Annotated in this window: 12 protein-coding genes; 3 read left to right on the forward strand and 9 right to left on the reverse strand. The window is 60.2% G+C overall.

From position 1 onward, the window contains the following. Nucleotides 1-63 precede the first annotated feature (63 nt). The 6 genes from ACR0J2_RS14655 to pdxR all read right to left on the reverse strand — a co-directional run bounded on the left by ACR0J2_RS14655 (nt 64) and on the right by pdxR (nt 9,194). The gene (locus ACR0J2_RS14655) at nt 64-936 is read right to left on the reverse strand and encodes a dimethyl sulfoxide reductase anchor subunit family protein (protein ID WP_480813025.1); all 873 of its coding nucleotides are present in this window, start codon (nt 934-936) and stop codon (nt 64-66) included. Continuing rightward, on the reverse strand, nt 936-1,685 hold the full coding sequence (locus tag ACR0J2_RS14660) for a 4Fe-4S dicluster domain-containing protein (RefSeq protein ID WP_170614286.1): 750 nt from the start codon (nt 1,683-1,685) through the stop codon (nt 936-938). The genes ACR0J2_RS14655 and ACR0J2_RS14660 overlap by 1 nt, the downstream gene beginning before the upstream one ends. A gap of 102 nt (nt 1,686-1,787) precedes the next feature. Next, complete coding sequence (locus ACR0J2_RS14665) at nt 1,788-4,610, reverse strand: molybdopterin oxidoreductase family protein (RefSeq protein ID WP_480813026.1); 2,823 nt, start codon at nt 4,608-4,610, stop codon at nt 1,788-1,790. Nucleotides 4,611-4,699: 89 nt separating this feature from the next. Next, a complete protein-coding gene (gene pta, locus ACR0J2_RS14670; protein ID WP_480813027.1) occupies nt 4,700-5,707 on the reverse strand; it encodes a phosphate acetyltransferase in 1,008 nt (335 codons plus the stop codon). Nucleotides 5,708-5,729: 22 nt separating this feature from the next. Continuing rightward, complete coding sequence (xsc, locus tag ACR0J2_RS14675; RefSeq protein ID WP_170614289.1) at nt 5,730-7,505, reverse strand: sulfoacetaldehyde acetyltransferase; 1,776 nt, start codon at nt 7,503-7,505, stop codon at nt 5,730-5,732. A gap of 228 nt (nt 7,506-7,733) precedes the next feature. After that, nucleotides 7,734-9,194 (reverse strand): MocR-like pyridoxine biosynthesis transcription factor PdxR, encoded by a 1,461-nt coding sequence (gene pdxR / locus ACR0J2_RS14680; RefSeq protein WP_480813028.1) that lies wholly within the window; start codon nt 9,192-9,194, stop codon nt 7,734-7,736. Nucleotides 9,195-9,330: 136 nt separating this feature from the next. On the opposite strand from pdxR, the gene ACR0J2_RS14685 reads away from it, so the two are divergent. After that, a complete protein-coding gene (locus ACR0J2_RS14685; RefSeq protein WP_170807456.1) occupies nt 9,331-9,639 on the forward strand; it encodes an ArsR/SmtB family transcription factor in 309 nt (102 codons plus the stop codon). Next, nucleotides 9,632-10,663, forward strand: a complete 1,032-nt coding sequence (locus ACR0J2_RS14690) for a permease (RefSeq protein ID WP_480813029.1) — start codon at nt 9,632-9,634, stop codon at nt 10,661-10,663. Before ACR0J2_RS14685 ends, ACR0J2_RS14690 begins: the two co-directional genes overlap by 8 nt. Before the next feature lie 55 nt (nt 10,664-10,718). Here the strand turns inward: ACR0J2_RS14690 and ACR0J2_RS14695 are convergent, their stop codons facing one another. Further along, on the reverse strand, nt 10,719-11,108 hold the full coding sequence (locus tag ACR0J2_RS14695) for a hypothetical protein (protein WP_480813030.1): 390 nt from the start codon (nt 11,106-11,108) through the stop codon (nt 10,719-10,721). 51 nt (nt 11,109-11,159) lie between these two features. Beyond that, nucleotides 11,160-11,921, reverse strand: coding sequence for a DUF1013 domain-containing protein (locus tag ACR0J2_RS14700; RefSeq protein ID WP_170614294.1), 762 nt, complete (start codon nt 11,919-11,921; stop codon nt 11,160-11,162). Nucleotides 11,922-12,051: 130 nt separating this feature from the next. Here ACR0J2_RS14700 and ACR0J2_RS14705 point away from each other — a divergent pair, with 130 nt between their 5' ends. Continuing rightward, complete coding sequence (locus ACR0J2_RS14705) at nt 12,052-12,693, forward strand: ribonuclease T2 family protein (protein ID WP_480813031.1); 642 nt, start codon at nt 12,052-12,054, stop codon at nt 12,691-12,693. Here ACR0J2_RS14705 and ACR0J2_RS14710 read toward each other — a convergent pair. Further along, on the reverse strand, nt 12,690-13,178 hold the full coding sequence (locus tag ACR0J2_RS14710) for a hypothetical protein (protein WP_170614296.1): 489 nt from the start codon (nt 13,176-13,178) through the stop codon (nt 12,690-12,692). The two genes, ACR0J2_RS14705 and ACR0J2_RS14710, sit on opposite strands and share 4 nt — an antisense overlap. Between the last annotated feature and the right edge of the window lie 4 nt (nt 13,179-13,182).

Raw genomic sequence — 13,182 nt, forward strand, 5'->3', positions numbered from 1 at the left:
TGTTCGAAAATCCCCCGGCGGTTGACTGCGCCTATGGTTCAGGAGGGGGCTGGCCCCCTCGCTTCAGCGCTTGCCGTAATACAGTCCGACCACATGCTCTGCCTGAGCGAAGAACAGCCAGCGTGATACGGCAACGCCAGCCAGGTGCGACAGCACGGCCAACAGCACAAAGAAATGGCTGAACGGCAATACCAGCAACACAACGGGGACAAGGAAGGCCAGCGTGAACGAAATGATCCGCAGCTTTTCGGCGTGTTTGCGTCCGACCACATGCACGAATTCGCGCAACAGGTAGTTTGTCCCGGTATGCGGCGGTTCAAATGCCCGGACGGTCCCCCTCGACCCAAGCCCGGTTGCGGTGCCCAGATCCGTTCCCGAAGCCGCAAGGGCTTTGTCGCCCCGCACCCAGTACAGAATCTGAACCAAACCGGCAATCATCAGCAGGGGACGGGCCAGTCCCGTCTGTCCGGCCAGCAAGGCACCGCCGGCCAGGCTGAAGGTAAGAAACATGAGCGGGGTCAGTTTCATGTTCCAGCGTGGAATGGTCTTCAGCTGGGTATAGATCATCGAGGTGGTAAACACGGTCGCCAGTGAAAACAGCGCCCCCAATGCGCCCAGAACGCTCCAGCTCTGGCCCAGAAAGACCGCGCCAAAGGCATAGAGGCCCATAAGAACCAATGCGATGACCGCGCACCAGCCCTCACGCGAAAGCCAGCTTGATCGCCATTGGGTGAACGCCTTCACCGCGCGTTCGGGGTGGCCCAGATGGAAGGTCGACGCCATCAGGCCGCCAACGGCCAGACCATAAGCGATAGCGTAGAAAACAAAAGCCACCCAGCCGGTGACGTCCGGGCTGCCAAGACCAAGAAAGAACAGCAGGCCAAAACCAAGGCCGGACAGCGTGGTGAAGATGATAACGGAAGGTGCCGGATGCATCAGAGCTTCTCCAGAGTTTTGTCGAGCCAGCCCAGAAAGCCCTTAGGTTCTTCGGCGACGGGTGCCAGAAGCGGTGCCAGGATGTCGATCTGTTCTTCGACGGTGTCCTTCGGGCGCGGCGGCAGGTATTTGTTGACGGGCTTGGTGCCCATTTCCGGCATCAGATCCATGCCATCCCGTTCGGCGACCAGTTTTGATACATCGCTGTTCGGGTCGCCCAGATCGCCGAAATGCCGGGCCCCGGCGGGGCAGGTACGCACACATGACGGGATGCGATCCACCTCGGGCAGGTTGTCGTTGTAAATCCGGTCGACGCAGAGAGTGCATTTTTTCATCACGCCTTCTGCCTGATCCAGTTCGCGGGCACCGTAAGGGCAGGACCATGCACACAGGCCGCAGCCGATGCAGTCGCTTTCATTGACCAGTACGATTCCGTCCTCGACCCGCTTGTAGCTGGCTCCGGTCGGGCAGACGGTGACACAAGGCGCGTCTTCGCAGTGCAGGCAGGATTTGGGGAAGTGGATCAGCTGGGCGTGCCCTTCGGCAGGCTGCACCTCGTAGGAATGCACGCGGTTCAGGAAAGTCCCCGACGGGTTGCCGCCATAGGCATCCTGATCCGACAAAGGCGCGCCATAGTTTTCGGTGTTCCAGCCTTTGCAGGAAATCACGCAGGCGTGGCAGCCGACACAGGTGTCCAGGTCGATCACCAGACCCATCTTGCGCTCGGTTGACTGAGGGAGTTGGGTCATGTCATTGGATCTCCACTGCCGGGAAGGGGGCCGGCCCCTTCTTGAGCCTGCGGCTCAATTCACTCCCGGAATATTTCTGGCCAGATGAAGTTTGGATCCCGGTCATTTGCCCACCTTCCATGCCAGATTGGTCGGACCGGTTCCGACAGGTGATTTGATCGGTGGGAAGGCCGGCTGGCTTTCCGTCATTTCCTGCGGCGCGGCTGCTTTTTCGATTTTGACTTTCAGATCGAACCATGCGGCCTGCCCGGTGATTGGATCGGAGTTTGCCCAACGCAGCCCGTCACCTTTCGGCGGCAAAAGCTCGTGGATCAGATGGTTCAGCAGGAAGCCCTTGGTGGCTTCGGGGGCGTCCTCCTGCAGGGCCCACGCGCCTTTGCGTTTGCCAATGGCGTTCCAGGTCCAGACAGTGTTGTCGTTCAGGGCTGCCATTTCCATCACCGGCACGGTGATCTCACCGTGCGGAGACGTGACTTTGGCCCAGTCGCCGTCCGACAGGTTGTGTTCCCGCATCAGTTTGGTCGGAACATAGAGCGGGTTGCGTCCGTGCAACTGGCGCAGCCACGCATTCTGGGTACCCCAGCTGTGATACATTGCCATGGGCCGCTGGGTCAGAGCGTTGACGGTGAACCCCTCGTTCCCGGTCTGATCGGTTTCGTACCAGATCGGCAAAGGATCCATCGTGTCCTTGATGCGCTGGCGTAGATGATCGGGCGGTTGGCGCTCGCCATGCCCTTCAGCTGCCAGTTGGAATTTTCGCATCGGCTCGGAGTAGAGCTGGAACAGGTATGGTTGTGGACTGTCATAGAGGCCCAGATTGACGGCCCAGTCCTGATAGGCGCTGTTCCAGGGTTTGTAATACAGCGCCTCATCCGGGACATGTTCGACGTAGAACCCGCCATTTTCAATGTAGCGGTTCAACTGATCCGGGTTCACCTCGCCGCGCCCGGCCTGATCGCCGTTCTCGCCGCGGAAGCCGGCCAGCGGGCCAATGCCCGGCTTGCGCTGGTGATTGACCATATAGTCGGCGTAATCGGTGTACTTGGCGGCGCCGTCTTCGTTCGTAAAGCCGGGCAGGCCCAGCTTGTTGGCAAGCTGGATCAGAACCGTCTGGAACCCGCGCACATCCCTGTCAGGCTCGATCACCGGCCAGCGGATGGCGTCTGCGGCGCCGTCCGCCTCGCAGATCGGGCGGTCAAGCAGCGAAATGCAATCGTGCCGCTCCAGATAGGTGGTGTCGGGCAGGATAAGGTCGGCATAGGCGACCATTTCCGAGGAATAGGCGTCGGAATAGATGATATGCGGGATCACATAGTCGCCGTTCTCATCCTTGTCCGTCAGCATGTCCATGACACCCTTGGTGTTCATGGTCGAGTTCCAGGACATGTTGGCCATGTACATGAACAGCGTGTCGATCTTATAGGGATCGCCGGCATGTGCGTTTGAGATCACCATATGCATCAGTCCATGGCTGGACATCGGGTTTTCCCAGGTGAATGCCTTGTCGATCCGTGCTGCGCTGCCATCGGCCTTCAGCGCCAGATCATCCGGACCGCGTACAAAGCCCAGATGTGGGCCGTCCAGCGGTGAGTTCGGTGTGACCTTGCAGTGTGGCGTCGGGTGCGCCTCGACCGGTTTGGGGTAGGGCGGTTTGAACCGGAAACCGCCGGGCACTTCGACCGTGCCCAGAATGATCTGCAGCACATGCAGCGCCCGGCAGGTCTGGAATCCGTTGGCATGGGCCGAGACGCCGCGCATCGAGTGCATGGCGACGGGGCGGCCGATCATCTTGTCATGTTTCTCGCCCCGGAAGTCGGTCCATTCCTGATCGATCTCGAAGGCCTCGTCAAAGGCGACGCGGGCGAGTTCCGCTGCAATGGCGCGGATGCGCTTGGCGGGGATGCCGCACTTTTCGGCGATGGCTTCGGGGGCGTATTCCTCGCTGAGGTATTTCTCGGCCATCAGGTGGAAGACCGGGCGGTGGGTGACGCCGTCTTTTTTGTAGGTGGCCGACAGGTCTGGGCGCACGCCGGGTTTGTCAAAGGCGGTCAGTTCGCCGGTTGCACGATCAATGACCAGCGGTTTGCCGTCTGAATCGCGCAGGAACAGGCCCTGTTCCGGCCCGTCCGAGGCGTTTACCAGCACAGGCGCGTTGGTGTAGCGGCTGAGATAGTCCAGATCAATCTTGCCGGCCTTCATGAGCACATGGATCATCGACAGGATGAACAATCCGTCTGTGCCGGGTGTGATGCCAACCCAGTCGTCAGCAACAGCGTTATAGCCCGACCGGATCGGGTTCACGCCGATCACCCGCGCGCCGCGCGCCTTGATTTTGCCGATGCCCATCTTGATCGGGTTGCTGTCATGGTCTTCGGCCACGCCGAACAGCATGAACAGCTTGGTGTGATCCCAGTCGGGCTGTCCGAATTCCCAGAATGCGCCGCCCATCGTGTAGATGCCGCCAGCCGCCATGTTGACCGAGCAGAACCCGCCATGGGCTGCATAGTTACAGGTGCCGAAATTCTGCGCCCAGAAGCTGGTGAAGGATTGAGACTGGTCGCGGCCTGTGAAAAAGGCCAGCTTCTCGGGGTTGTCTTCGCGCAGGGGCTTCAGCCAGCCGACGGCGATGTCCAGCGCTTCGTCCCAGCTGATTTCTTCGAATTCGCCCGAGCCGCGCGGCCCAACCCGTTTCAACGGTGCGCGCAGCCGTGACGGCGCGTTGACTTGCATGATCCCGGCACTGCCCTTGGCGCACAGAACGCCCTTGTTCACCGGGTGATCGCGGTTGCCTTCGATATAGGCGACCTTGCCGTCTTTCATGTGCACATTGATGCCGCAACGGCAGGCGCACATATAGCAGGTGGTCCGCCTGATCTCGTCCGAGACCTTGGGAGAAGTGTCTAGGATCGGCTGCTGATGCGTCATTGGCGGGTCCTGTCGGTTGTGTCGGGATGAACTTGTCACTTTCATTCCGAATTGAGAACACCGTTCTGTGAACGGCGCAAATATAAGTTCTATGTTCTGTCGGCCTGCAGAGCGGTCACGGCGATCATCTGGGTCACATCCTCGGCGCTGCAGCCGCGTGACAGGTCATTGGCCGGTTGGGCCAGCCCCTGCAAAACCGGGCCGATGGCAGAATACCCGCCAAGGCGCTGAGTGATCTTGTAGCTGATATTGCCCGCGTCGAGATTGGGGAAGATCATGACGTTGGCCTGACCGGCCACAGACGATCCGGGGGATTTGCGATCTCCGACTGATGGTACGAAGGCCGCATCGAACTGTAATTCGCCGTCGACCTCAAGATCTGGTGCCGTCTGCCGCAGGGTTTCGGTGGCTTCGATGACCTTGTCCACAGCGGCGTGTTTCGCACTGCCCTTGGTTGAAAAGCTGAGCATGGCGATTTTGGGATCAACACACAGCAATGCCCGTGCGGAGTTGGATGATGCGAGTGCGATCCTACTCAGCTCTGAAGCGCTGGGGTCGATCACAAGGCCGCAATCGGAATACAGCATCGCCCGTGCGCCCGGCATTGCGTTTTCTGGCGGGTACATCAGGAAGAATGAGGACACCATTCCCGCGTCCGGCGCCATGCCGATCACCTGAATGGCCGTCCGCACGATATCACCGGTGGTATGGACGGCGCCGCCGACCGTTCCGGTGGCGCGCCCGCTGCGAACCAGCATGGCGGCATAAACCAGAGGAGATTCGGCGGCTTTTCGGGCTTTGGCCTGATCCACGCCCTTGTGCTGGCGCAGTTCGAAATAGGTTTGGGCAAACTCTTCGGTCAGATCCGAAGTTGCAGGGTCGTGTATAGTCACACCATCTGATTCGGACGCGCCCAGGTCTTTCAGAGTGGCCTCGATGTCGGCGTGTACGCCGACCAGAATGACATCGGCCAGTTCAGCCGCATGGGCGGCAAGCGCCCCCGCAACAATGCGGGGATCACTGCCTTCGCATAAGGAAATTACAGGTCGGGTTGCCGGGGCGCGCTGACGCAACAGCTCGATGGGTGTCAGGGTCATGCGCTCCGGCTCCGTCCTGCAATTACACGATCTGTTCGCGCATGTCGTCTGCGGACACACCGGCAACGGCGACGGGTTTCTTCATCGCGTCACGGCGGAACGGTTCGCCCAGTTCCTGGTTGATCAAGGCTTCGATCAGGGTGGTGATGCCGTTCTTCTGATCTTCGATCGCCTGGTTCAGTGCTGCGGTCAGCTCGTCCTGGGTGCGGGCAACGACGCCTTTCAGACCACAGGCCTGCGCGATTCCGGCGTAGGAGACCTTGGTGTCCAGTTCGGTGCCGACGAAGTTGTCGTCGAACCACAGGGTCGAGTTCCGCTTTTCCGCACCCCACTGGTAGTTGCGGAAGACGATCTGGGTCACGGCGGGCCATTCGTCACGACCGATGGCGGTCAGTTCGGTCACGGCAATGCCGAAGGCACCGTCGCCCGAGAAGCCAACGACCGGAGTGTCCGGGCAGCCGATTTTGGCGCCAATCACCGATGGCAGGCCATAGCCGCAGGGGCCGAACAGGCCGGGGGCCAGGTATTTGCGGCCTGCCTCAAACGACGGGTAGGCGTTGCCGATGGCGCAGTTGTTGCCGATGTCGGACGAGATGATCGCCTCTTTCGGCAGTGCGGCCTGAATGGCGCGCCACGCCATGCGCGGGCTCATCCAGTCGGGCTTGGCAGCACGGGCGCGTTCGTTCCAGGTGGTGCCCGGATCGTCCTGCTCGTGATCCATCGAGGTCAGTTCCTGCGCCCAGCGCGACTTGGTTTCCGCGATTTTCGCCTTGCGCGCATCGCGTCCTTCGTCGCCTGCTGTGTCCGAAAGCTGCGCCAGAATATTGGTTGCAACGGTGGCCGCATCGCCCACGATGCCAACCGAGACCTTCTTGGTCAGGCCAATACGGTCGGGGTTGATGTCAACCTGGATGATCTTGGCGTTTGTGGGCCAGTACTCCATGCCATAGCCGGGCAGGGTCGAGAACGGGTTCAGACGGGTGCCAAGGCAAAGAACAACGTCGGCTTCCTTGATCAGCTCCATACCCGCTTTCGAACCGTTGTAGCCCAGCGGGCCGGCAAACAGCGGATGGGAGCCGGGGAAAGCGTCGTTGTGCTGGTAGCCAACGCAAACCGGCGCGTCCAGACGCTCGGCCAACGCCTTGGATGCCTCGATTCCGCCCTTGGACAGAACAGTACCGGCGCCGTTCAGAATGACCGGGTTCTTGGCCTCCGACAGCAGGGCGGCCGCTTCGGTGACGGCGGATGCGCCGCCCGAGGGAAGTTCGAATTCGACGACGGCGGGCAGGTCGATATCAACAACCTGGGTGAAGAAGTCGCGCGGTACGTTGATCTGTGCCGGTGCCGAGGCGCGCTTGGCCTTGGTGATCACGCGGCTCAGGACTTCGGCCATCCGCGAGGGATCGCGCACTTCTTCCTGATAGCAGACGCAGTCCGCGAACATGCGCATCTGTTCCATTTCCTGGAAACCACCCTGACCCATGGTCTTGTTCGCGGCCTGCGGAGTGACCAGCAGCAGCGGGGTGTGGTTCCAGTAGGCGGTTTTGACGGCGGTGACAAAGTTGGTGATGCCGGGGCCGTTCTGCGCGATCATCATCGACATCTTGCCGGTGGCGCGGGTGTAGCCGTCGGCCATCATGCCGCCCGAGCCTTCGTGTGCGCAATCCCAGAAAGTGATGCCAGCTTTTCCAAAAATGTCGGAGATCGGCATCATAGCCGACCCGATGATCCCGAACGCGTGTTCGATTCCGTGCATTTGCAGGACCTTAACAAAGGCCTCTTCCGTGGTCATTTTCATGTGTGCGCTCTCCAAGCAAAGGTGGAACGGGCCAGGCACCTTGCCTTGCCTTTGCATATGGTTTTGGCGCAAGGGTGGCAGCTGCGTTAGGGCCAGAACGCGCGGCGGAATATGTCCAGAGTCGGGTCGGATCACTCGCCAATAAAAGGTACCGCCGGTCCCCTGTCGCGCCGTTGGCGTCCTTGGGAGGGTGAGGCACAGGGCGATTCTGTTTGAAAGCCGGGCGTCCTAATACGCGCGGATTGCGTCGGCAATCAGCTTGATGCCCGGGGCTATGCGATCCGAAGTGATTGACGAATATCCGAGGCGGTAAAAGTTCCGCGGGCGGTCCGGTCCGGAAAAGAATGGCTCGCCCGGTTCGATATGCACGCTCTGGCTTTGCAGGTTGCGCGAAAGCTGTGTCGCATCCACATGGTCGGGTGCCGACATCCATATCGATGATCCGCCCAACATACCGCGACCGGCGACCGTCAGGCCGTATTGTTCTACGGCTTTCTCAAGGGCGTCCCGCCTTTGGGAAAGTGCGTTCGACATGCGCCGGATCTGCGCGTCATAGTGCCCGAGCGACAAGAAATAGGCGGCCGTGCGCTGGATGTGGCCGGGTGGGTGGCGCAGAACCAGCGATCTCAGGGCGCGGGCTTCGCGAATGAAGGGCTCGGACCCGACCATGTAGCCAAGGCGCAAACCGGGAAACAAAGATTTCGAGAAGCTGCCGACGTAGATTACGCGCCCGTCCCGGTCCATGGATTTCAAAGCGGGTGAGGGCGCGCCAAGAAAGGACATCTCGAATTCGTAATCGTCTTCGACGATCATCGCGTTCAGTTGGCGCGCCCTGTTCAGCAGTTCGCCCCTTCGAGACACCGGCATGGTCGCGGTGGTCGGGCTTTGGTGACTTGGCGTGGTGAAGATGACGTCCGTATCGTCGGGGATGATGTCCGGCGAAAGGCCGTCCCGGTCGACCTTCAGCGGTGTGAGCTGACACTCGGAGTGGCTCAACAGTTCGCGGAGGGCGTAATAGCAGGGGTCCTCAATCGCCGCCTTGCGTGTTTTGTTCAGCAGTATACGCGAGGCCAGCCAAAGCGCGTTCTGGGCGCCCAGCGTGATCAGAATCTCTTCTGGGCGCGCCGCGATTCCCCGGCGCGGCAAGGTATGACGGGCAATAAACTCGATCAGCAGGGGATCATCCTGATCCACATAGTCGCCGGTCAGCGAGGCAAAATCCTTGTGACCCAGCGCCCGCACGGCGCACAGACGCCAGTTTGCGTGATCGAACAGGGTTCGGTCTGCCTGGCCGTAGATGAAAGGATACCGGTAATCGCGCCAGTCGCTGGGCTTTGGAAGGACATCGCCTTCGGAGAACCGGCGCGCCAGCGCGGTATTCCAGTCAACATTTTCAGCCCCACGCTGAACCGGAGTGTATTTTGGCGGCACCGGCGCGTTGTTTGAGACGTAATACCCGGACCGCCCTTTGGCAGTCAGGTAGTCATTTGCCAGAAGCTCGGTGTAGGCCAGAGTCACCGTGATCCGGCTGACGCCCAGATGCGCGGCCAGTTTGCGGGACGAGGGCAGTTTTTCGCCAACGTGGAACCGCCCTGACAAGATGCCTTCGGCAATCATCTGCTGGATTTGCGCCTGCAGCGTGCCCTGTCCGTTCAGCTCAAGAAAGAATGTGTCGACCGATATCCCCATAGGGCCTTATAGAGTGGACTTAATCGCGGGGCAATCTGGACTTAACATCTTGTGGCACGATTTGGCAAAAATCTGTTGACACGATGAAACCATAAACCTAAATAACTAGAAAATTAGTTTAATAGAGGTGATGAAAATGTGGGAAACCGCTGCTGCAGGGTTTTCAGCCATGGGGTCCGAGGCCCGGCTGAAAGTTCTTAAGACCCTGGTCCGCGCCGGGCAGGCGGGCCTGACCGTGGGCGAAATCCAAAGTCGCACGGGCATTGCGCCATCGACGTTGGCCCATCATCTGCGGTTCCTTGCCGCTGGTGGTGTCGTGGAACAGGAAAAGATCGGGCGCACCACGATTAACCGCGCCTGTTTCGATGAGCTTCGGGATCTTGCCCAGTTCATTCTGAGTGAGTGCTGCATGGACGAAGTGGGAAAGGCCGCGAACGATGGCTGAACTGACACAAAATCCGAAGGTACCGGCCAGATCCGTCGCCGATCTGATTAAAACGCCCTGGGCAGTGATCGTGGCTCTTCTTGCAGCCGTCGCTGTTCTGGATTCCGGAAACTGGACCGAGGTGGTAACGTTTGCCGGCAAGGCGCTGGCCCATACCGGTCAATACATCCTGTTTGCCGTGTTGCTGCTGTCCTATCTCAAGGCAACAGGGGCCGAGGTCATGGTGGCACGGGCCTTTGAGGGGCGCGAGACACGAATGATCTTTCTGGCCGCCTTGTTTGGTGGCCTGGCTCCGTTCTGCTCGTGCGAGGTCATCCCGTTTATCGCCGGACTTTTGGCCCTTGGCGCGCCTTTGTCGGCCGTTATGGCCTTCTGGCTCAGCTCACCCCTGATCGATCCGCCAACGTTGTTGATCACGGCCGGGGCACTGGGGTGGCCGTTTGCCGTAGGCAAAGCCGTTGCGGCAGTGGCGCTTGGGCTGTTCGGCGGGTTCGTGGTGCGCGCCCTGATGCGCAACGGCGCCTTCTCGCAGCCTCTGCGTGAATACAAACCCGCCGGTTGTTGCGGCTGCGGCCCGAAGAAGGACGACAAACCGGTCTGGCGTTTCTGGCAGGACCCTGATCGCCGCGTGCGCTTCCGGTCCGAGTTTGTGCACAATGGTGTGTTCCTGCTCAAATGGCTGGCGCTGGCCTATGTGCTCGAGGCGCTTCTGGTCAGCTATGTACCGGCTGACATGATCGCCCGGGTTGTCGGTGGTGACGGTGTCCTGCCGATCGTGATCGCGGCGTTGGTTGGCATGCCTGCCTATCTGAATTCCTACGTCGCGCCGCCGCTACTGGCCGGCCTGACCGAACAGGGGATGAGCGCGGGTGCCGCCATGTCCTTCATGATCGCAGGCGCAGTCAGCTCGATCCCGGCAATGGCCGCGGTTTGGTCGCTGGTCAAACCCCGTGTCTTTGCTACCTATCTGGGTCTGGGGATCAGCGGTGCAATCATCGCCGGAATACTGTTCCAGATGATCTGAAAATGAAAAACCGCCCGGCGTTCAGGCCGGGCGGTTTCAATTAGGTCGAGGCGGCTCAACCAGCCTCGCAATATCGCGGCAGTTTGAACCGGTACCGCGCCTCGCCGCTTTCCACGTAAACCCGCTTTTCGACGCAAGCGCTGGTGCCAACGGATTGTGCAATCGGAGCTTCGGTCGACGTTATCGATGCAGCTGAACCATCCGGCAGGCGCACCGACGCCACGACGCCGTTCTTCAGATCGCCATTGATCGGCGAAGCGGTCAGAACATCGGCGACAAAATAAGAGTCGTGTTCGTGCACGCCGTCGTCATTCAGGATCAGCAAACCTGCCGTTACCGCGATGAGGGCCAGCACACCGGCGATGGCCAGACCCTTCGTCTGGACAAAAGCATAGATGGATACAGCGCGATGCGGGCCAAAAATGGCTGACAGTACGTTCAGCATGGTTTTTCCAAAAGCAAAACCCCGACCAGTCGGGCCGGGGTCACACGTCAATTATGGGCGCAGGTCGTCTTCGTCCTCTTCCTCGCCGCCACCCTTGGGCAGGTTGAAGAAGCTGTCGGCGTCCACGATCGGTTCGTTCTCTTCCTTGTCATCGCCGTCATCGGACAGCGAGAAGGTCTCGAGACCCTCGATGGCAGTCGGGATCTTGGGCGCGGCGTCCATTTCCAGCGACTGCTCGGTCGACACCAGCCTGCGGCGTTCGTCGTCGCTCATGACGCCGCCTTCGGCGGCTTTCTTGGCGGCGGCCTTCTGAACGATCGCGTCCAGCTCGGACTGTTTGCACAGGCCCAGCGCAACCGGGTCGATCGGCTGCATGTTGGCGATGTTCCAGTGGGTACGCTCGCGGATCGACTGGATGGTCGGCTTGGTGGTGCCGACCAGCTTGGCGATCTGACCATCGCTGAGTTCTGGGTGGAATTTGACCAGCCACAGGATCGAGTTCGGACGGTCCTGACGCTTGGACAGCGGGGTGTAACGCGGGCCGCGGCGCTTTTCCTCGCCCGAGGCGGCGGGATTGAACTTGAGCTTCAGCTTGTGCAGTGGGTTGTTCTGCGCCGAGTCGATTTCTTCCTGGGTAAGCTGGTTGTTGGCGATGGGGTCGAACCCTTTGACGCCAGCAGCAACATCGCCATCCGCGATGCCCTGCACTTCAAGCTCGTGCATGCCTACGAAATCCGCGATCTGCTTGAAGCTGATCGTGGTGTTGTCCACCAGCCATACGGCTGTTGCCTTGGCCATAAGCGGTTTTGCCATCAGCCCATCTCCTATAAATACATCTTTCCCGTCGCCGGAATTCGGCGGCCCCTTGGTGTTGGGGCAGGTTTCCGTTGTCGGGGAACTTGGCCCGTATATAGTCGCCGGAAGGCAAGAAGGGAAGAGGCGAATGCGCCAATGGATTATGGGGCTGGTTTTGTGGGTGTTCGGTTCAATGGCGGCGCTGGCCGACGGCGAAAAGGCGGGTGAGTTCGACTATTACGTACTGGCGCTCAGCTGGTCGCCCAACTGGTGCGCCCGCGAAGGCGATGCGCGCGGATCGGACCAATGCGATGCGCGGCATGATCACGGCTGGATTTTGCATGGTCTCTGGCCGCAATACCATCAGGGTTGGCCAGCCTACTGCCGCACGCCAGAGTCACCGCCAACGCGCCGCATGACCCGGGAAATGGAAGACATTCAGGGCAGTTCCGGTCTGGCGTGGCATCAGTGGAAAAAGCACGGCACCTGTACGGGCCTCAGCGCGACTGACTATTTCGCATTGTCCCGCCAAGCCTATGAGCGCGTTGAACGCCCACCGGTGTTTCGTAAACTGGATGCGTCGGTGAAACTGCCCGCCTCGGTCGTTGAGGACGCGTTTGTGAAAGCAAACCCCGGTCTTGAACGCGATATGATCACCGTGACCTGCAAACAGGGTTACATCGAAGAGGTCCGCCTGTGTCTGTCGCGCGACCTGAAACCGGTGCCCTGCGGACGGGATGTGATCCGCGAGTGCACCGCCAAGGACGCCTTGTTCGATCCGATTCGTTAGAGCTTCTTGTTCTGGCAGTCCCGCGCATACTCCAGCGCCTTGGCCGTGCCTTTGAGGTCGATTGCCATCACACGCTCACCTGCCGGGTTGTAGACAGTCATGGTTCTGTTCTGCGCAATCGCGTTTACAAAGTTGCGGTCGGTGAAAAACACCGTCCCCCCTGGCACGCGATCCTGCCTGAACCCGATGGCGGTGGCGTCAAAGCTCTTGCCGTCCAGATCGAACCGGATCGGATAGTTTTTCCCCGGTTCGATATCGCCCCATGCCTTGTTGTAGACGGTGAAGTATCCGCGATCGCCCAACGCATCATAGCCCAGCCGCACGACCGACAGATCCTGATAGATCGTCTGGATAAGGCACCCGTTGCCAAGTGCGGGGTCCATCATGATGTTCCAGCCCTCGACAAAGCCTTTGTCGACAAGTTGTTGCGACAGAGCGGAGGTTGCGGTGAAAGCTGCAAAGGTGAAGGCGAGAAGGCGGGTCATCGGG

The organism is Ruegeria sp. CG4, from assembly GCF_056537185.1.